The organism is Streptomyces sp. NPDC088116 (assembly GCF_044741745.1).
Taxonomy (GTDB): Bacteria; Actinomycetota; Actinomycetes; order Streptomycetales; family Streptomycetaceae; genus Streptomyces.
In genome coordinates, this window is the sequence record NZ_JBIUTF010000017.1 from 1 (window position 1) to 22,705 (window position 22,705).

A 22,705-nucleotide genomic window follows, 5' to 3' on the forward strand; every position below is an offset into this window, starting at 1 on the left:
TCCACGGTCATTTCGGGTGCCGAGAATGCTGTGGAGGAGTTGGCTCGGCGTTGGCGGGACCAGGGCGGGAAGGCGCGGCGCCTGCGGGTGAGTCATGCGTTCCATTCGCCGTTGATGGAGCCGATGCTGGATTCGTTCGCGCGGGTGCTGGCGGGGGTGACATGGCGTGAGCCACGGATCCCCGTCGTATCGGGTATTCCAGGCGCGGATGTGACGGACCCGGCCTACTGGGTTCGGCATGTGCGGGACACGGTGCGTTATCACGACGCGGTTCTGAAGCTGCGTGAACTGGGTGCGGAGCTGTTCCTGGAGGCCGGGCCGGCCGGGACGCTGAGTGCGATGGCCACGGTGGACAGCGGCGTCTGGCTGCCCGCGATGAGGGCGGAGCGGGATGAACCGGAAACCCTGCTGACCGCGGTGGCAGGGGTGCACGTCCATGGTTCCACCGTGGACTGGACCACGCTGCTCGGAACCGGGTCGGGCAACCCCGTGATGTCGTTGCCGACGTACGCGTTCCAGCGGGAGCGCTTCTGGCACGAGACGTCACCTCAGCGCGCCGCGAGCGCGGTTGACGGTCTGGACGCCGAGTTTTGGGAGGCGGTGGAGCGCGAGGACGCCTCCGCGGTGTTGCCGGTGCTGGCTTCCCTGCGACAGCGGCAGGCGCGTTCGGCGGTGGACCGGTGGCGGTATCGGGTGGGGTGGTCGTCACTGCCGGAGAAGTCCGGTGGCCGGCTTGATGGTGTGTGGGCACTGCTGGCGGCCGCGGGCACCGGTGACGACCTGGCGGCCTTCCTGACGGAGGCCGGTGCCGAGGTCGTACGCATTGATCTCGACCAGGTCGATGTACAGGACCTGCCGGAGGCCGGGTCGTTGGCCGGTGCGGTGGTGGTGGCCGGCGAGGGCCGTGAGTGTGCGGCGCAGTTGCTCACGGTCGCCCAGGCATGGAATTCGGTGCCGATGTGGGTGCTGACCCGGGGCGCGGTGAGTGTCGGTGAGAGCGATCCGGTGGTGAATGCCTGGCAGGGACAGGTGTGGGGGCTGGGCCGGGTGATCGGATCCGAGCAGCCCGGCGGGTGGGCAGGATTGATCGATCTTCCCACCGGACCGCTGGATGAGCTGTTGTGGCAGCGGTGCTGTTCGGTACTGGCCGATGGCGATGGCGAGAACCAGGTCGCGGTGCGCCCCGACGGCGTGTACGGGATGCGGTTGCGCCGTGCCCATGTCGTACCGGGGCAGGGCTGGCAACCGTCGGGAACGGTACTGGTGACCGGCGGAACGGGCGCGTTGGGTGCGCGGGTGGCGCACTGGCTGGTCGAGCGTGGTGCGGAGCATCTGGTGCTGGTCAGCCGCCGGGGCGCGGACGCGCCCGGTGCGCAAGAACTGGTGGCGGAGCTGTCGGCGTTGGGTGTCGGTGTGCAGGTGGCCGCCGGCGACGCCGCCGACCGTGTCGCGATGGCCGAGGCATTGGCCGCTGTTCCGGAGGAATTCCCGCTGACCGCCGTTGTGCACACGGCGGGTGTTCTGGACGACGGTGTACTCGGTTCGTTGACGCCGCAGCGGCTGGAGGCGGTGGCCGGGCCGAAGGTCGACGCGGTGCTCACCCTGGACGAACTCACCGCGGACATGAACTTGCAGGCGTTCGTACTGTTCTCCTCGGCGGCCGCGTTGCTCGGTTCGCCGGGGCAGGGCAACTACGCCGCGGCCAACGGGTTCCTGGATGCCTACGCGCAGATGCGGCGGGCTCAGGGTGCGCCGATGGTGTCGATGGCGTGGGGTGCCTGGGCCGGCGCCGGCCTGGCCGATGCCGAACTGATGCAGTCCCTCCACCGGCGGGTTGGCGTGCGCGGGATGGATCCGGCGGTGGCCGTGATGGCGCTGGAAGACGCCTTGGACGACGGGTATGTCGCGGTCGCCGACGTGGACTGGGGCCGGGTCGCGGAACTCGGCCTCGGCGGACGGTGGCTGGCCGAACTCCCGGAGGCCGGGACGGTGGTGGCTGCCGACGCGGCGAACGGGGACTCCCCGTGGCTGCGGGATTTGCGGCAGGCCCCGCCCGGCAAGGGACCGGCGGTCGTACTGTCGATGGTCCGGGAGCAGGCCGCCATGGTGCTGGGGCACGCAGGTGCGGGGAAGATCGACGAGGGAACCGCCTTCCGTTCCCTCGGGTTCGACTCGCTGACCGCGGTCGAACTGCGCAACCGCATGGCCGCGGTGACGGGCCTGTCACTGCCGGCGGCGCTCGTTTTCGACTATCCGACACCGGCCGACCTCGCCGGGTACCTCCACACGCGACTGTCCGGTGACGCCGACGCCTTCGGACCGTCCATCCTGGACGAGCTCAGCCGCCTGGAGGACTCCCTGTCGCAGCTGACCGCCGAGTACTTCGACTCCCAGGCGGCCGAGGCGGGCTTCCACGACGAGGTCAGCGGTCGACTGAAGGCGCTGACCTCGACCTGGCACAACCTCCAAGGGCTGGACGGCGACGGGAATGTGCAGGACAAGCTCCAGCACGCCTCGGACGACGACCTCTTCGACTTCATCGACAACCGGTACGGCAAGGCATGAGGACTCCTCTCGCTTTTCACGAAGAAATGGGTGATCGGTAGTGAACACCGAGGGCAAGCTCCGCGAGTACCTGAAGCGCGTCACGGTGGATTTGCACGAGACGAGTTCGCGCCTCGCCGAAGTGGAAGAGAAGTCGCGTGAGCCGATCGCGATCGTCGGAGTGGGCTGCCGTTTCCCGGGTGGAGTGGATTCGCCGAAGGCGCTGTGGAAGCTGCTGACCGGTGGCACGGACGCGATCGGTGATTTCCCCGGAGACCGTGGCTGGGAGGCGGCCGGGGATGCCGATCCGCAGGCCGGATACGCCCCGGTGGGAGGCTTCGTCACCGATGTGACGGACTTCGACGCGGGATTCTTCGGTATTTCGCCGCGTGAAGCGGTGGCGATGGATCCGCAGCAGCGACTCGCTCTGGAAACGGCGTGGGAAGCACTGGAACGAGCCGGGATCGACCCGGACTCGCTCCGTGGCAGCGCCACTGGTGTGTACCTCGGCACCAATGGCCAGGACTACGCCACGATGGTCGCTGACGGGCCGGTCGCCGAAGAGGGGCACACCGGAACCGGCAACGCGGCGAGTGTGATGTCCGGCCGGGTGGCCTACACGCTTGGCCTGGAAGGCCCCGCGGTCACCGTGGACACCGCGTGTTCGTCGTCCTTGGTGACGATGCACCTGGCCGCGCAGGCATTGCGCTCGGGCGAATGCTCGGTGGCGCTGGCCGGTGGTGTCACCATCATGTCCACGCCCGGGATCTTCGTGGAGTTCTCGCGGCAGGGTGGGCTGGCTCCTGACGGGCGGTGCAAGCCGTTCGCTGACGCGGCTGACGGTACCGGCTGGGGTGAAGGCGCCGGTGTGCTGGTGCTGGAACGGCTGTCCGACGCTCGCAAGCGTGGGCATCAGGTCCTGGCGGTACTGCGGGGCAGTGCGGTGAACCAGGACGGTGCGTCGAACGGTCTGACCGCACCGAACGGCCCCTCCCAGCAGCGAGTGATCCGCGCGGCCCTGGCGAGCGCTCGGCTGACCGCGTCCGATGTGGACGTTGTCGAGGCGCACGGCACGGGAACGAAACTCGGCGATCCGATCGAGGCGGACGCGCTGCTGGCGACCTACGGTCAGGATCGTCCGGAGTCGCAGCCGCTGTGGCTGGGATCGGTGAAGTCGAACATCGGTCACACCCAGGCGGCCGCGGGCGTGGCGGGCATCATCAAGATGGTCCTGGCGATGCAGCATGGTGTGCTGCCGCGGACGTTGCATGTGGACGCGCCGTCGTCGCATGTGGACTGGTCGGCCGGTGCGGTGAGGCTGCTGACGGAAGAGGTGCCGTGGCAGGCGGACGGCCGTCGACGGCGGGCGGGTGTCTCGTCGTTCGGTATTTCTGGTACGAACGCCCACTTGATCCTCGAGGACCCGGAACCCGAGCCGGCGACCGAGCCGACAGCCGAGCCGGAACCGGCCACCGCGGTGGTGCCGTGGTTGCTGTCGGCCAAGTCGCCGGAGGCGTTGCGGGAGCAGGCTGTCCGACTTGGTCAGTGGGTCTCTGACCAACCGGAGGTCGATCCGGTGCTGGTCGGCCGGGCGTTGGTCACGAGTCGGTCGGTGTTCGAGCATCGGGCGGTGGTACTGGGCCGCGACCGGCAGACGTTGCTGGACGGTGTCCAGGCTCTTGCCGAGGACCGGTCGGGCGCCGGTGTGGTGACCGGCTCGCCCGTTTCCGGGCGGCTGGCGGTGGTGTTTTCCGGTCAGGGTAGTCAACGTCCGGGTATGGGTTCGCAGTTGTCGGCTGCGTTCCCGGTGTTCGCCGAAGCCTTTGATGAGGTGTGTGCGGAGCTGGATCGGCATTTGCCGCGTCCGATCCGTGAGGTGATCGACAGCGAGCCGGGTTTGCTGGATGAGACTCTGTATACGCAGGCTGGGTTGTTCGCGGTGCAGGTGGCTCTGTATCGGTTGGTGAGTTCGTGGGGTGTGTCGCCGGAGTGGGTGGCTGGGCATTCGATCGGTGAGTTGAGTGCCGCCCATGTGGCGGGCGTATGGGATTTGGCGGACGCGGCGGCGGTGGTCGCGGCTCGGGGTCGGTTGATGCAGGAGCTGCCCGCGGGCGGTGCGATGGTGGCGTTGTCGGCGGGTGAGGCCGAGGCGCTGGTGCTGATCGGTGAGCGGGCCGAGGTTGGCCTGGCCGCGGTGAACGGTCCGGAGTCCACCGTCATTTCGGGTGCCGAGAATGCTGTGGAGGAGCTGGCCCAGCGTTGGCGGGACCAGGGCGGGAAGGCGCGGCGCCTGCGGGTGAGTCACGCGTTCCATTCGCCGTTGATGGAACCCATGCTGGATCCGTTCGCGCGGGTGCTGGAGCAGGTGACGTGGCGTGAGCCGCTGATCCCGGTGGTGTCGGGTACGACGGATGCGGATGTGTGTGATCCGTTGTACTGGGTTCGGCATGTGCGGGACACGGTGCGTTATCACGACGCGGTTCTGAAGCTGCGTGAACTGGGTGCGGAGCTGTTCCTGGAGGCCGGGCCGGCCGGGACGCTGAGCGCGATGGCCACGGTGGACAGTGGCGTGTGGCTTCCGGCGCTGCGGCCTGAACGCGACGAGCCCGAAACGGTCATGTCCGCGCTGGCCGGGATCCACGCTCACGGCTCCACAGTGGACTGGTCCGAGCTGCTGGGGACAGGCACGCGCCCGGTGTCACTGCCGACGTACGCGTTCCAGCGGGAGCGGTACTGGCCCGCGGTGATCTCCCGCGCGGGGGATGTACGGGCACTGGGCCAGGGTGAGGCAGGGCATCGGCTGCTGGGCGCGGCGGTGGCGCTGGCCGGTGGAGACGCGGTGGTGCTGACCGGCCGGTTGTCGCTGGCGGCCTATCCGTGGCTCGCCGATCACGTGGTACTGGGCTCGGTGCTCCTGCCGGGAACGGCGTTCGTGGATCTGGCGGTGCACGCCGGTGACTGGGCCGGATGCCCGGTGCTGGATGAACTGACCTTGCAGGCTCCGCTGCTGCTCCCCGAGCAGGGCGGGGTGCAGGTGCAGATCCGGGTCGCCGAGCGTGATGAGCACGGTCGCCGGGTGATCGGTGTCTTCTCCCGTCCCGGTGACGAGGAGGAATGGGCCCAGCACGCCGATGGTGTGCTGAGCGCGCAGACAGCTCCCGCTCCGGTGTGGACCGGGGCTTGGCCGCCGCCGGCCGCGCGGCCGGTGCCGGTGGACGGCGTCTATGAGCGCCTGGCCGGAGATGGTTACGGCTATGGGCCGGTGTTCCAGGGCGTGCGGGCGGTCTGGCGGTCCGACACCGAGGTGTTCGCCGAGGTGGCCCTGCCCGAGCGGACCGATGTGACTGGTTTCGGGGTGCACCCGGCGTTGCTGGACGCGGCCCTGCACCCGATCGGTCTGACCGCTCTCGCTCAGGAGTCCGGCGACGCCGGGGTGCGCTTGCCGTTCGCGTGGAGTGGTGTGCAGCTGTTCGCCACAGGCGCGTCGGTGTTGCGCGTCAGGTTGTCCCACCGTGAGGACGGCGGGTTCGCGGTCGCGGTGTTCGATCCGGCAGGGCAGCCGGTGTTCAGCGCCGACTCGTTGGTGCTCCGTCCGATCACCACCGATCCGGCCGCTTCGCGGGCTGGGCAGACCTCCCGGTCGTTGTTCGGAGTGGACTGGACGCCGCTGGCCGACCCGGTGACCACCACGACGGTGGACTGGGCTTGGCACGGGCAGACCGATGGTGAGCTGCCCGCGATGGTGGTGGCCCAGGTCCCGGCCGGTGCCGGGGACGGGCCTGAGCCGGTGCACGCGGTGACGGCGATGGTCCTGGACTGGCTCCAGACCTGGCTGGCCGACCCGGCTGCCGAGGATTCCCAGCTGCTTCTGCTCACCCGGGGCGCGACCGATGGCAGCGATCTGGCCGCCGCCGCGGTGACCGGCCTGGTGCGCTCGGCACAGTCCGAGAATCCCGGCCGTTTCATCCTCCTCGACGCCGACGCCGACGCCGACGCCGACGCCGACGCCGACGCCGACCCCGACACCGATCTCGAAGCTCTCCTGCCCACGGTGGTGGCTAGCGGTGAGCCGGAACTGGCCCTCCGCGCCGGTGTGTTGCACGCGCGGCGTCTGGTGCGGGCGACCGGGCAGCTGGTGGTGCCGGGTCCGGAGCGGCTGGGCTGGCGGCTCGACGTACCCGAGCGGGGCAGTCTGGAAAATCTGGCCGTGCTGGAGAACCCGGCTGGGGAGGCGCCGCTGGCGCCCGGTCAGATCCGGGTCGGTGTGCGTGCGATCGGGCTGAACTTCCGGGATGTCCTCGTCGGCCTCGGCATGTATCCCGACCCCGACGCCTTGATGGGTGGCGAGGCGGCCGGCGTGGTGGTCGAGGTCGCTGACGATGTGGCCGGACTGGCGGTCGGTGACCGGGTGTTCGGCGTCTTCGCCGGTGCGCTGGGTCCGCTGGCGGTGACCGATCACCGCCTGGTGGCGAAGATGCCGCAGGGGTGGTCTCTCACTCGCGCGGCGTCGGTGCCGATCGTGTTCCTCACAGCGTTCTACGCGTTGCGGGACTTGGCCGAGGTGCAGCGTGGTCAGCGGATTCTGATCCACGCCGCGGCCGGTGGCGTGGGTATGGCCGCCGTGCAACTGGCCCGGGTCTGGGGCATGGATGTCTACGGCACCGCCAGTACCGGCAAGTGGCCGGTGCTGCGTGAGCAGGGTTTCGACGAGGCGCACTTGGCGTCCTCGCGGGATCTGGACTTCCGCGACAAGTTCCAGGCCGAGACCAATGGCCAGGGTGTGGATGTCATCCTGAACTCCCTGGCCGGTGAGTTCGTGGACGCTTCGCTGGACCTGCTCGTGCAGGGCGGCCAGTTCGTAGAGATGGGCAAGGCCGACGTACGGGACGCTGCCGCGATCGCCGCCGGGCATGGCGGCGCGGTGTATCGGGCCTTCGATGTGCTCGAGGCCGGTCCGGAGCGGATCGGCCAGATGCTGGCCGAGATCGTGGACCTGTTCGGCTCCGGAGATCTGGAGCCGCTGCCGCTGACGGTGTTCGAGGCCGCCGCCACGGTGGATGGTCTGCGGTATCTGCAGGCCGGGCGGAACGTGGGCAAGGTCGTGGTCCGGCTGCCGATGGGGCTGGACCGACGGGGCACCGTCGCGATCACCGGCGGGACCGGGGTGCTGGGCGCGATGCTGGCCCGCCATCTGGTGACCGCTTACGGGGTTGAGCACCTGCTGTTGCTGTCCCGCCGGGGTAGTGCCGCGGAGGGCGCGGACGAGCTGGTCACCGAGCTGAGCGCACTGGGCGCGCAGGTGTCGGTCCGGGCGTGTGACGTGTCTGATCGTGACGCGCTGGCGGCGGTGCTCGCCGAACATCCGGTGTCGGGTGTGGTGCATGCCGCTGGTGTGCTGGATGACGCGACGGTGGAGTCGCTGACCCCCGAGCGGCTGGCCGTGGTGCTGCGGGCAAAGGTCGATGCGGCGTGGCACCTGCACGAACTGACCCAGGAGCTGGATCTGGGCATGTTCGTGGTGTATTCGTCCGCGGCGGCCACGCTCGGGCAGGCGGGGCAGGGGAGTTACGCGGCGGCGAACGCCGCGCTGGACGCACTGATGCAGCACCGGGTGTCGACTGGGCTGGTCGGTCAGTCGTTGGCGTGGGGGCTGTGGGAGCAGAGCTCGGGGATGACCGGGCGCCTGGGTGAAGCGGATCTGGCCCGGTTGACGCGGACCGGTGTTCGGGCGCTGTCCGACGAGCAGGGCCTGGCGTTGTTCGATGCGGCGACGCGCCTGGAACGCCCGTTGGTGGTGGCGGCCGGGCTGGATGTGGCCACCATGCGCGCTGCCGGGGCCGCTGGGCCGCTGCTGCGCGGGCTGGCCGGAGGCTCGGCACGCCGGGCCGCCGCCACGGCCCCGGCCGGTGAGGGCGAACTGGCCGCACGGCTGGCGGCATTGTCGGTGGAAGAGCGCCAGGGCGTGGTGCTGGAACTGGTGCGTACCGAAGCGGCCATCGTCCTGGGGCACAGTGGAGTCGGCGCGGTTGACGCCGACGCGGCCTTCCGTGACCTGGGCTTCGATTCGCTGACCGCGGTCGAGTTGCGCAACCGGCTCACCTCCGTGACCGGGATACGACTGCCGGCGACGCTGGCCTTCGACTACCCGACTTCGCGGTTGCTCGCCGGGTTCGTGCTGGCCGGGGTACTGGGTGAGCGGGCGGACGCGGCTCCCGTGTCCGGGGCCGTGATGGTCACCGGTGCGGAGGACGATCCGATCGCGATCGTGGGGATGGGGTGCCGGTTCCCGGGCGGGGTGGATTCCCCGGAGGCGTTGTGGGACCTGCTGGCCGCTGACGGCGAGGGCGTCGTGGAGTTCCCCGCCGATCGTGGCTGGGACGTGGAGGGCCTCTACGACCCGGACCGGCTTCGACCGGGTACCACCTATGCCCGGCACGGCGGCTTCCTGGCCGAGGCGGGCATGTTCGATCCCGAGTTCTTCGGGATCACACCCCGTGAAGCCATGGCGATGGACCCGCAGCAGCGGATCGTGCTGGAAACGGCGTGGGAAGCGCTTGAGCGGGCCGGCATCGTTCCGGATTCACTGCGTGGCTCGGACACCGGCGTGTATGTGGGTGCCTCCTGGGCGGAATACGGATCAGTGCTGGCGTCAGGTTCGAATGATGTCGCCGGGCACGTGCTGACCGGTAACGCCGGAAGTGTGGCCTCGGGCCGGATCGCTTACACGCTGGGCCTGGAAGGTCCCGCGGTCACCGTGGACACGGCGTGCTCTTCTTCGCTCGTAGCGGTGCACCTGGCGGCTCAGGCTCTGCGGTCGGGTGAGTGCTCGATGGCGCTGGCCGGTGGTGTCACGGTGATGTCCACCCCCGGCGTGTTCACGGAGTTCTCGCGGCAGGGCGGCCTGGCCGCCGACGGCCGTTGCAAGCCGTTCGCCGAAGCCGCCGACGGCACCGGGTGGGGCGAGGGCGCCGGGATCGTCGTCTTGGAGCGGCTGTCCGATGCGCGACGGCATGGGCACCAGGTGCTGGCGGTGCTGCGTGGCAGTGCGGTGAATCAGGACGGTGCGTCGAATGGTCTGACGGCGCCGAACGGTCCTTCGCAGCAGCGGGTGATTCGTGCGGCGCTGGCGAGTGCGCGGTTGTCTCCGACCGATGTCGATGTGGTGGAGGCGCACGGCACCGGTACGCGGCTGGGTGACCCGATCGAGGCGCAGGCGCTGCTGGCGACCTACGGTCAGGACCGGCCGGAGGACAAACCTCTGTGGCTGGGTTCGGTGAAGTCCAACATCGGCCACACCCTGGCCGCCGCGGGCGTGGCCGGGATCATCAAGATGGTGCTGGCCATGCGCCATGGCCAGCTGCCGCGGACACTGAACGTGGACGCGCCCTCCTCGCATGTGGACTGGTCGGCCGGATCGGTGGAGTTGCTGACCGAGGCGCTGCCCTGGGAAACCGATGGTCGTCCTCGCCGGGCCGGCGTGTCGTCGTTCGGTATTTCCGGCACGAACGCTCACCTGATCCTTGAAGAACCCGAATCCGAACCGGAATCCGTATCCGAGGTTGATGAGGCCCTGCCGAGTGGAGCGGTGCCCTGGCTGCTGTCGGCGAAGTCGGCGGAGGCGCTTCAGGACCAGGCTGTCCGGTTGGGCCGATGGGTCACGGACCAGCCGGAGATTGATCCGGCGCTGGTGGGCCGGGCTTTGGTGACGAGTCGGTCGGTGTTCGAGCATCGTGCGGTGGTCGTGGCCGAGGATCTGGCCGGACTTGTGGCTGGGCTGGAGAGCTGGGCATCTTCACCCGACGTGGTGCGGGGCGTGGCGGTGCCGGCTGGGCTGGGTCCGGTGTTTGTGTTCCCGGGTCAGGGTGCGCAGTGGGTCGGTATGGGGCTGGAGTTGTGGGACTCCGAGCCGGTGTTCGGGGAGTCGATGGAGCGGTGTGCGGCGGCGTTGGAGCCGTTTGTGGACTGGTCGTTGCGTGAGGCTCTTGGTGATGCTGGGTTGTTGGCGCGGGTTGATGTGGTGCAGCCGGTGTCGTGGGCGGTGATGGTCTCCCTGGCTGAGCTGTGGCGCTCTGCTGGTGTGGTCCCGTCCGTTGTGGTGGGTCACTCGCAGGGGGAGATTGCCGCGGCTACGGCTTCTGGTGGTCTGTCGTTGGAGGACGGCGCGCGGGTGGTGGCCTTGCGTAGTCAGGCGATTGTGGCTCTGGCGGGTTCCGGCGGGATGGTGTCGGTTCGCGCCACGCTGGCTCAGGTCGAGGAATGGATCGCCCCGTGGGCTGACTTGTCGGTGGCTGCGGTGAACGGCCCGGCACAGGTGGTGGTTTCCGGAGCGGCTGAGGCGTGTGACGAGTTCGTGGCCCGGCATGCCGATGACGGTGTGCGGCGGATCGCGGTGGACTACGCCTCTCATTCGGCGCAGGTGGAGGCGATCGAGCAGCGGTTGGCCGGTGATCTGGCGGGGCTGGAGCCGACCAGCAGTCGGGTGCCGTTCCATTCCACACTGGAAGCCGCACTGGTCGACACCGCGGGGCTCGACGGTGGGTACTGGTATCGGAATCTGCGTGAGCAGGTGCGTTTCGCCGAGGTGATCGAGGCGCTGGTGGCGGCCGGGCATCGCACCTTCGTCGAGGTGAGTGCGCATCCGGTCCTCGCGATGGCGGTGGAGCAGGCCGGTGAGGGACTGGCCGTGACCGGCACGTTGCGTCGTGATGACGGTGGCCGGGGCCGGTGGCTGCGGTCACTGGCGACCGCTCATGTCGCCGGCGTGAAGGTGGACTGGACCGTACTGCTCGGCTCGCGGTCCGGTGCGGGATCGCTTTCCCTGCCCACGTACGCGTTCCAGCACCAGCGGTTCTGGCCCGAGTTGTCGCCCCAGAGCGCTGACGGTGTTGTCGACGGTGCGGACGCGGAGTTCTGGCAGGCGGTGGAGCGCTCGGACGGCGCGGCTCTGGCCACCACCTTGAGGGTGGCTGAGCATGAAGTGAGTTCGGTGCTGCCCGCGTTGTCCGCCTGGCGCCGGGAGCGGCAGGACCGACAGGCGATCGACAACTGGCGATACCGGGTGGAATGGGCGCCGCTGTCGGGCTCGCGGCCTTCGGCGCTGAGCGGTTCGTGGCTGGTGTTGCACCACCCGGACACCGCTGAATGGGCCGGCCAGGTGGCAGGGGTGCTGACCGATCAGGGCGCGCGACCGCTTCCGGTGGCTGTGCTCGGTGACCGTACGGTGGTCGCCGAAGCCGTGCGGTCCGCCGTGTCCGAGTCCGAAGCGGACCTGGCCGGTGTGGTGTTCCTGCCCGGCGCCGCGCCGGCGAAGGAGCTTCTGGCCGTGCTCCAGGGCCTGGAACAGGCCGGGTCGACGCAGCGGTTGTGGATGCTCACCCGCGGCGCGGTCCGGGTTGACGGCGCCGACGGGTCGGGTGACCTCGATGCGGCCGCGGCGTGGGGCCTGGGCCGGGTGGCGGCGCTGGAGTACCCGACGCGGTGGGGTGGGCTGATCGACCTGCCGCCCGCCGATGCCGATGCCGCGCTCGACGACGTGATCTGGCGGCGTTGCTGCGCGGTGCTGGCAGGGTGGGACGACGAGGACCAGGTCGCGGTACGCGCCAGCGGCGTATACGGACGTCGGCTCGTGCCCGCCCCTGATTCCGGGGAGCCGTGGGTTCCGGCGGGCACCGTCCTGGTCACCGGTGGCACCGGTGGACTGGGTGGCCAGGTCGCGCGCTGGCTGGCCGACCAGGGCGTCGAGCACATCGTGCTGACCTCGCGGCGCGGTACGCAGGCGCCCGGCGCGGCAGAGCTTGTGGACGAGCTGACTGCCGAGGACCGGGTGCGGGTCACCGTCCTGGGCTGTGATGTGGCCGACCCGGACGGCCTGGCCACGGCCCTGTCCGGCGTGGGGCGGATCGATGCGGTGGTCCACGCCGCCGGTGTCGGTGAGCTGACCTCGATCGCGCAGACCGATCCGGACGCGGTGGACCAGGTCCTGGCGGCGAAGGTGGCCGGGACGCTGAATCTGCACCGGCTGCTGGTGCAGGATGCCGAGCGTCCGCTGGACGCGTTTGTGCTGTTCGCCTCGGGCGCCGGTGTGTGGGGCGGTGGCGGGCAGGGGATGTACGCGGCGGCCAACGCGTTCCTCGATGCTTACGCCCTCCAGGAGCGTGTTGCCGGGCGCGCGGTGACCAGTGTGTCCTGGGGCCTGTGGGCCGGGCCGGGAATGGCCGGTTCACAGGAGAGCCAGGCCATGCAGCGGCGCGGGGTCCGGCCGATGGAACCGCAGCGGGCGCTGCGTGCCCTGGCCGAGGCGGTGGGCCGGGGCGAGGCGTGTGTGACGGTGACCGACATGGATTGGGCCCGCTTCGCCGCGGCGTTCACTTCCGCGCGGCCCAGTCCGCTGCTGGGCCAGATTCCGCAGGTGCGGGCCGTCGTGGCCGACACGGGCCCGGCGAGGGACGAGGACAGCGCTCTGGCCGCCCGGCTGCGGGAGTTGCCGGAGGGCCGGCGTCGGCAGACTGTGCACGAGATGGTGTTGGCTCATGCGGCCGTGGTCCTGGGGCACGGCACCGCGGACGGGCTCGGATCCGGTCAGGCCTTCCGTGAGCTGGGCTTCGATTCCGTGACCGCGGTCGAGCTGCGCAACCGGTTGGTGGAGGCAACGGGGCTTTCGCTGCCGGCGACGTTGGTGTTCGACTACCCGAACGCGGCTGTGCTGACGGACTTCCTGCTGGAAGAGCTGATCGGAGCCGAGGCGGCGATGGCCGCTCCGGTGGCGGCCGCGGTGCTGGACGAGCCGGTCGCGATCGTGGGTGTGGGATGTAGTTTCCCCGGCGGAGTGGACTCGCCCGAGGCGCTGTGGGAATTGCTGACCGAGGGCACGGACGCGATCGGCGCGTTCCCCGGGAACCGCGGCTGGGATGTAGCCGGACTGGACGACCCGCAGGCCGATTACGCACGTGTGGGCGGGTTCGTACCCGAAGTCACCGATTTCGACGCGCGATTCTTCGGTATTTCGCCGCGTGAGGCGGTGGCGATGGATCCCCAGCAGCGTCTGGTGCTGCAAACGTCGTGGGAAGCGTTGGAGCGGGCCGGGATCGCCGCGGATTCGCTGCGAGGTTCGGACACCGGCGTGTACGTGGGTGTCGGTGGGTCGGAGTACGGGTCGGTCCTGGCGTCCGGATCCCATGGCACCGAGGGACATTCGCTGACCGGCAACGCCGTGAGTGTGATGTCCGGGCGTGTGTCCTACACACTGGGCCTGGAAGGCCCGGCGGTGTCGGTGGACACGGCCTGTTCCTCGTCGTTGGTGGCGGTGCATCTGGCGGCTCAGGCTCTGCGGTCGGGTGAGTGCCCGATGGCGCTGGCCGGTGGTGTCACGGTGATGTCCACCCCCGGTGTGTTCGCGGAGTTCTCGCGGCAGGGCGGACTGGCCGCCGACGGCCGTTGCAAGCCGTTCGCCGATGCGGCGGATGGCACCGGATGGGGTGAAGGCGCCGGCATCCTGGTTCTCGAGCGGTTGTCGGATGCGCGGAGGCACGGGCACCAGGTGCTCGCGGTGCTGCGCGGCAGTGCGGTGAACCAGGATGGCGCGTCGAACGGTCTGACCGCGCCGAACGGTCCCTCCCAGCAGCGCGTGATTCGTGCGGCGCTGGCCAGCGCTCGGCTGTCGCCGGGTGAGGTCGATGTGGTGGAGGCCCACGGCACCGGCACCAAGCTCGGCGACCCGATCGAAGCGCAGGCCCTCCTGGCCACCTACGGTCAGGACCGCCCGCAGGACCGGCCGTTGTGGCTGGGTTCGGTGAAGTCGAACATCGGTCACACCCAGTCCGCCGCCGGCGTGGCCGGGATCATCAAGATGGTGCTGGCCATGCGGCACGGCATGTTGCCGCGGACGTTGCATGTGGACGCGCCGTCGTCGCATGTGGACTGGTCGGCCGGAGCGGTACGGCTGCTGACCGAGGCCGTGCCGTGGGAGCCCGATGGCCGTCCGCGGCGGGCGGGTGTGTCGGCATTCGGTATTTCCGGCACGAACGCACACCTGATCTTCGAAGAGGCAGAGCCCGAACCCGAGTTGGTGTCGGCCACGGAGCCGGATGAGGTTCCGGGTGGGATGGTGCCCTGGCTGCTGTCGGCCAGGTCGTCGGACGCGCTGCGGGACCAGGCTGTCCGGCTGGTCCGGTGGGCCGCTGACCAGCCGGGGACCGACCCGGCGGTGGTGGCTCGCGCGCTGGCCACGAGCAGGTCGGTGTTCGAGCATCGTGCGGTGGTTCTGGGCCGGGACGGCCAGGAGTTGATGGACGGGCTGCGCACGCTGGCCGAAGGCCGACCGGGTGCCGGTGTGCTCACCGGATCGGCGGGCTCCGGGCGGCTGGCGATGGTGTTCTCCGGCCAGGGCAGTCAACGGCTCGGTATGGCGGCGGAGCTGTGTGCGTCGTTCCCGGTGTTCGCCGAAGCCTTCGACGAGGTGTGTACGGAGCTGGACCGGCATCTGCCGCGTCCGATCCGTGAGGTGATCGACGGTGAGCCGGATCTGCTGAACGAGACGGTGTTCACGCAGGCCGGATTGTTCGCGGTGCAGGTCGCTCTGTACCGGCTGACAACATCGTGGGGTGTGTCGCCGGAGTGGGTGGCAGGGCATTCGATCGGTGAGCTGAGTGCCGCGTATGTAGCGGGTGTGTGGAGTCTGGCCGATGCGGCGGCGGTGGTCGCGGCGCGCGGCCGGCTGATGCAGGAGCTGCCCGCGGGCGGCGCGATGGCCGCGCTCTCGGCGAGTGAGGCCGAGGCGCTGGAACTGATCGGTGAGCATGCCACTGTGGGGCTGGCAGCGGTGAACGGTCCGGCCTCGACCGTGGTTTCCGGTGACGAGGATGTGGTGCTGGAGCTGGCGGAGACGTGGCGGCAGCGGGGCGGCAAGGCGCGGCGGCTGCGGGTCAGCCACGCGTTCCACTCCCCGTTGATGGAACCCATGCTGGCCTCGTTCGCGCAGGTCCTGGAGGGCGTGTCCTGGCGGGAACCACAGTTCCCCGTGGTGTCCGGAACCCCGGACGCGGATGTGACGGACCCGGCCTACTGGGTGCGGCATGTCCGGGACACGGTGCGATACCACGACACCGTACTGAAGCTGCGGGACCAGGGAGCGGACCTCTTCCTGGAGATCGGGCCCGACGGCACGTTGAGCGCGATGGCCACCGCGGACAGTGGGGTGTGGCTGCCGACGCTGCGGGCCGACCGCGACGAGCCGGAGACGGTGGTGACCGCGCTGGCCGGGGTGCACGCCCATGGCTCCACCGTGGACTGGACCGCGCTGCTCGGTGCTCAGAGTCCCGGCCCGGTGCCGTTGCCGACGTACGCGTTCCAGCGGGAACGGCACTGGCCTCGGGTGACCCGCCGCGCCGGAGATGTGCGCGCGCTGGGCCTGGGCGAGTCCGCTCACGGGTTGCTGGGCGCGGTGGTGTCTCTGGCTGGTGGCGATGCCCTGGTGCTGACCGGGCGCCTGTCACTGGCGTCGTATCCGTGGCTGGCTGATCACGCGGTGCTGGGCTCGGTGCTGCTGCCGGGAACGGCGTTCGTGGACCTGGCCGTACACGCCGGTGACCGGGCCGGCTGCCCGGTGGTGGAAGAACTGACCCTTCAGGCTCCGCTGCTGTTGCCTGAACAAGGTGGGGTGCAGGTTCAGGTGCGGGTCGCCGAGCCTGACGAGCAAGGGCGCCGGGCGGTGGGGATCCTCTCCCGCGTCGACGATGACGACGAATGGGTGCGGCACGCCGATGGTGTGCTGAGTCCACAGGACGTCCCGGCTCCGGTGTGGACCGGCGCCTGGCCGCCGTCGGACGCGCGGCCGGTGCCGGTGGACGACCGGTACGAGCGCCTGGCCGAAGATGGCTACAACTACGGTCCGGTCTTCCAGGGGCTCCGCGCGGCCTGGCAGTCGGGCACCGATGTCTTCGCCGAGGTGGCACTGCCCGAGCAGACCGAGGTGGACAGCTTCGGGATACACCCGGCGCTGCTGGACGCCGCCCTCCACCCGATCGGTCTCACCGCCTTGGCTCAGCCGAGCGAAGGCGTGAGCTTGCCGTTCGCGTGGAATGACGTTCGCCTGCACGCCACCGGTGCGTCGGTGCTGCGTGTGAGGTTGTCCCACCGTGCGGACGGTGGGGTCGGGGTCGAGGCGTACGATCCGGCCGGGCAGCCGGTGTTCAGCGCGGACTCCTTGCGGATGCGCCCGATCACCGCGGACCTGACACCCGGGGCCGGCGAGTCGGCCAGGTCGTTGTTCGGAGTGGACTGGGTTCCGCTGACCGATCCCGGTACCACCACGGAGGTGGACTGGGCCTGGCACGGCCAGATCGAGGGCGAAGTCCCCGCGGTGGTGGTGGCCCAGGTCCCGACTGGCTACGGCGAGGGCCCGGAATGGGTGCACGCGGTCACATCCACGGTTCTGGGCTGGCTGCAGACCTGGTTGGCCGACTCGGCCAACCAGGACTCCCAGTTGCTGCTGGTCACCCGGGGCGCGCTCGACGGCAGCGATCTGGCCGCCGCCGCGGTGACCGGCCTGGTGCGCTCGGCACAGTCGGAGCACCCCGGACGTTTCGTCCTGCTGGACCTCGACACCGACCTGGATCTCGATGCCGTGCTGCCCACCGTGCTGGGAAGCGGTGAGCCGGAACTCGCCGTACGGGACGGAGCGTTGTCCGTGCGGCGCCTGGTGCGGGCCGCGGGCGGCAGGCAGGCGGTGGCGGCACCGGACCGGCTGGCTGAGGGCACGGTGGTGATCACCGGTGGTACGGGTGGTTTGGGCGCGTTGTTGGCCCGGCATCTGGTGACCGCTTACGCCGTCGGGCATCTGCTGTTGCTGTCGCGGCGGGGAATGGATGCTCCCGGGGCCGCTGAGCTGGCCGCCGAGCTGGACGGGCTGGGCGCGCGGGTGTCGATCCAGGCGTGTGATGTGTCTGATCGTGATGCGCTGGCGGCGGTGCTTGCCGGGCGTTCGGTGTCGGGTGTGGTGCATGCGGCTGGTGTACTGGATGACGCGACGGTGGAGTCGTTGACCCCGGAGCGGCTGGCCGTGGTGCTGCGCGCGAAGGTCGATGCGGCGTGGCATCTGCACGAACTGACCCGGGATCAGAATCCGGGGATGTTCGTGGTGTATTCCTCCGCGGCGGCCACGCTCGGCTCGGCCGGGCAGGGAAGCTATGCGGCGGCGAACGCCACGTTGGACGCGCTGGTGGAGTTCCGGCGGTCCGCGGGGTTGGCCGGGCACTCGCTGGCCTGGGGACTGTGGGCGCAGCGCTCGGGAATGACCGGGGCGCTGGACGAGGCAGACCTGGCACGGATGAACCGAGCCGGCCTCCAGGCTCTGTCGGATGAGCAGGGCTTGGCGCTGTTCGACACCGCGGTGCGCCTGGACCGGTCTCTGGTAGTGGCGGCGCGGCTGGATATGGCGAAAATGCGAGCTGCCGGGGTGGACTCCCGGCTCTTGCGCGGCCTGATCGGAGGCTCGGCGCGCCGTACCGCTGCCAAGGTTCTCACCGGTGGCGGCGAGTTGGCCGACCGCCTCGCGGCGCTGCCCGTGGAGGAGCGTCACAGCACGGTGCTGGAGCTGGTGCGCACTCAGGCTGCGAACGTCCTCGGCCACGCCACAGCCGGTGGGGTCGATGCTGACGCGGCCTTCCGCGATCTGGGCTTCGACTCGCTGACAGCGGTCGAACTGCGCAACCAGCTCACGGCCGTAACCGATCTACGACTCCCGGCGACGCTGGTCTTCGACTACCCGACCGCGTCCGTGCTGGCCGAGTTCGTGCTGGCGGAGCTCGTCGGAACCGGCATCGACGCTTCGAATGTGACGCCGGTGGCGACGGTGGTGGATGAGCCGATCGCGATTGTCGGTATGGGGTGTCGTTTTCCGGGTGGGGTGGATTCGCCGGAGGCGTTGTGGGAGTTGTTGGCTGCTGGTGGTGAGGGGGTGGCGGAGTTCCCGCCCGACCGGGGTTGGGATGTGGAGGGGTTGTATGACCCTGAGCGTCTTCGTCCTGGTACGAGTTACACCAAGCATGGTGGTTTCTTGTTGGGGGCGGCGGAGTTCGACGCCGGGTTCTTCGGTATTTCGCCGCGTGAGGCGGTGGGGATGGATCCGCAGCAGCGGATTGTTCTGGAGACGGCGTGGGAGGCTCTGGAGCGGGCGGGGATCGTGCCGGATTCCCTGCGTGGCTCGGATACCGGTGTGTACGTCGGCCTGATGTACCACGACTATGCGACCCAAACGGCGATGAATCCGGCTGAGAGCGAAGGATTCGGCAGTACCGGCAATTCCGGAAGTGTGGCGTCGGGCCGGATCGCCTACACGCTGGGCCTGGAAGGTCCCGCGGTCACCGTGGACACGGCGTGCTCTTCTTCGCTCGTGACGGTGCACCTGGCGGCTCAGGCTCTGCGGTCGGGTGAGTGCTCGATGGCGCTGGCCGGTGGTGTCACGGTGATGTCCACCCCAGCGGTGTTCACGGAGTTCTCCCGCCAGGGCGCACTGGCCGTAGATGGCCGCTGCAAACCGTTCGCGGATGCCGCGAACGGCACCGGTTGGGGTGAGGGTGCCGGAATCCTGGTACTTGAGCGGCTGTCCGATGCGCGACGGCATGGGCACCAGGTGCTGGCGGTGGTGCGTGGCAGTGCGGTGAATCAGGACGGTGCGTCGAATGGTCTGACGGCGCCGAATGGTCCTTCGCAGCAGCGGGTGATTCGTGCGGCGCTGGCGAGTGCGCGGTTGTCTCCGGCCGAGGTCGATGTGGTGGAGGCGCACGGCACCGGAACGAAGCTGGGCGACCCGATCGAGGCGCAGGCGGTACTGGCGGCGTACGGTCAGGACCGGCCGGAGGAACGGCCGTTGTGGCTGGGGTCGGTGAAGTCCAACCTCGGACACACCCAGGCGGCCGCGGGTGTGGCGGGCATCATGAAGATGGTGCTGGCGATGCGGCACGGTCTGTTGCCGCGGACGTTGCATGTGGACGCGCCGTCGTCGCAGGTGGACTGGTCGGCCGGTGCGGTGGAGTTGCTGACCGAGGCAGTGCCGTGGGAGGCCAATGGTCATCCCCGTCGAGCGGGTGTGTCGTCGTTCGGTATCTCCGGCACGAACGCTCACCTGATCCTTGAAGAAGCTGAGCCCGTGCCGACTGCCGAGGTCGCTGACGCCGCTGAGAGTGGGCCGGTGCCGTGGTTGCTGTCGGCGAAGTCGGCGGAGGCGTTGCGGGAGCAGGTTGTCCGGTTGGGCCGGTGGGTCACGGATCAGCCGGGGATTGATCCGGTGTTGGTGGGTCGGGCGTTGGCCACGAGTCGGTCGGTGTTCGAGCATCGTGCGGTGGTGGTGGCCGAGGATCTGGCCGGGTTCGTGTCCGGGCTGGAGAGCTGGGAGTCCTCGCCTGCGGTGGTGCATGGTGTCGCGGTGCCGGCTGGGCTGGGTCCGGTGTTTGTGTTCCCGGGTCAGGGTGCGCAGTGGGTCGGTATGGGGCTGGAGTTGTGGGACTCCGAGCCGGTGTTCGGGGAGTCGATGGAGCGGTGTGCGGCTGCGTTGGAGCCGTTCGTGGACTGGTCGCTTCGTGACGCTCTTGGTGATGCTGGGTTGTTGGCGCGGGTTGATGTGGTGCAGCCGGTGTCGTGGGCGGTGATGGTCTCCCTGGCTGAGCTGTGGCGCTCTGCTGGTGTGGTCCCGTCCGTTGTGGTGGGTCACTCGCAGGGGGAGATTGCCGCTGCTACGGCGTTTGGTGGGCTGTCGTTGGAGGACGGCGCGCGGGTGGTTGCTCTGCGTAGTCAGGCGATTGTGGCTCTGGCGGGTTCCGGCGGGATGGTGTCGGTTCGCGCCACGCTGGCTCAGGTCGAGGAATGGATCGCCCCGTGGGCTGACTTGTCGGTGGCTGCGGTGAACGGCCCGGCACAGGTGGTGGTTTCCGGAGCGGCTGAGGCGTGTGACGAGTTCGTGGCCCGGCATGCCGATGACGGTGTGCGGCGGATCGCGGTGGACTACGCCTCTCATTCCGCGCAGGTCGAGGCCATCGAGCAGCGGCTGGCCGGCGATCTGGCGGGGCTGGAGCCGACCAGCAGTCGGGTGCCGTTCCATTCCACGTTGGAAGCCGCACTGGTCGACACCGCAGGGCTTGATGGCGCGTACTGGTATCGGAATCTGCGTGAGCAGGTGCGTTTCGCCGAGGTGATCGAGGCGCTGGTGGCGGCCGGGCATCGCACCTTCGTCGAGGTGAGTGCGCATCCGGTCCTCGCGATGGCGGTCGAACAGTCCGGCGAGGATCTGACCGTGACCGGCACGCTGCGTCGTGATGACGGCGGCCGGGGCCGGTGGCTGCGGTCACTGGCGACCGCTCATGTCGCCGGTGCCAAGGTGGACTGGACCGCACAGTTTGGCGCTGAGAGCACCCGTCCGGTGTCGTTGCCGACGTATGCATTCCAGCGGGAGCGGTTCTGGCCTTCAGCCATCCACCGGGCCGGGGATGTGCAGGCTCTGGGGCAGGGTGAGTCCGGTCATCCGCTGCTCGGTGCGGTTGTGACGTTGGCCGGTGAGGACAAGGTGCTGTTGACCGGGCGGTTGTCTCTGTCCGCGTATCCGTGGCTGGCCGATCATGCGGTGTTGGGGTCGGTGTTGCTGCCGGGTACGGCTTTGGTGGATCTGGCGGTGCATGCCGGTGACCGGGCCGGATCTCCGGTGCTGGAGGAGCTGACGTTGCAGGCTCCGTTGGTGCTGCCCGAGCAGGGCGGGGTACGGGTTCAGGTGCGGGTCGCCGAGCTTGATGAAAAGGGTCGCCGGACGGTGGAGATCTTCTCCCGTCATGGAGATGAGGACGACTGGGTTCAGCACGCCGACGGCGTGCTGAGCGACCAGGCCGCCCCTGCTCCCCTGTGGACTGGTTCCTGGCCGCCGGCGGATGCGCGGCCGGTGCCGCTGGACGGCGTGTATGAGCGCCTGGCCGAGGACGGCTATGGCTACGGGCCGGTGTTCCAGGGAATGCGTACGGTCTGGCAATCCGGCACCGATGTCTTCGCCGAGGTCGCGCTGCCCGAGCAGACTGAAGTAGGCGGTTTCGGGGTACATCCGGCGTTGCTGGACGCGGCTCTGCACCCGATCGGAGTGACTGCGCTGACGCAGTCGAGCGAAGACGGTGTGAGGCTGCCGTTCGCGTGGAGTGGTGTCCAATTGCACGCCACGGACGCGGTGATGTTGCGGGTGCGGCTGTCCTCGCGGCAGGACGGCGGGGTCGCGGTTGCCGTGTTCGACCCTGCCGGGCAGCCGGTGTTCAGTGCCGACTCGCTGATGCTGCGCCCGATCACCACCGACCTGCCTTCCGCCGGTGCGGGGGAGACGGCTCGGTCGCTGTTCGGGGTGGACTGGCTTCCGCTGACCGTTCCGGACACCACCGAAGTGGTGGACTGGGCTTGGCGTGACCAGATCGGGGGCGAGGTCCCCGCGCTGGTGGTGGCCCGAGTTCCGGCCGCTGTCGGCGAGGGTCCGGAGTCGGTGCACACGGTGACGGCGACGGTCCTGGACTGGCTTCAGTCCTGGCTGGCCGACCCGGCCGCCGAGGATTGTCAGCTGCTGCTGCTCACTCAGGGCGCCGCGGATGGGAGTGATCTGGCTGCGGCCGCGGTGACCGGTCTGGTGCGTTCGGCGCAGTCGGAGCACCCTGGCCGTCTGATCCTCCTGGACGCCGAACCCGATACTGATCTTGATGCCGTCCTGCCTGCTGTGGTGGGCAGTGATGAGCCGGAGATCGGGCTGCGGGCGGGTGTGTTGTCGGTGCGGCGTCTCGTTCGGGCTGCTGGTGCCGGTCAGTCGGTGGTGGATCGGGTGGCTGAGGGCACCGTGGTGATCACCGGTGGGACGGGTGTGCTGGGGGCCATGCTGGCCCGGCACCTGGTGACCGATTACGACGTACGCGACCTGCTGCTGCTCTCACGCCGGGGCATGGACGCCGAGGGTGCCATCGAGCTGGCCGCTGAGCTGGACGGGCTGGGCGCGCGGGTGTCGATTCAGGCGTGTGATGCGTCTGATCGTGATGCGCTGGCGGCGGTGCTTGCCGAACATCCGGTGTCGGGTGTGGTGCATGCGGCTGGTGTGCTGGATGACGCGACGGTGGAGTCGTTGACCCCGGAGCGGCTGGCCGTGGTGCTGCGCGCGAAG

At 69.6% G+C, this 22,705-nt stretch carries 2 protein-coding genes; both read left to right on the plus strand.

The window, feature by feature from the left end; all coding sequences use genetic code 11:
* On the plus strand, positions 1–2,565 hold a 2,565-nt coding region (locus tag ACIOJD_RS34435; RefSeq protein WP_401920560.1), incomplete at its 5' end, for an SDR family NAD(P)-dependent oxidoreductase.
* A 40-nt stretch (positions 2,566–2,605) separates the two neighbouring features.
* Positions 2,606–22,705: type I polyketide synthase (locus ACIOJD_RS34440; RefSeq protein WP_401920562.1), on the plus strand; the 20,100-nt coding region annotated here is incomplete at its 3' end.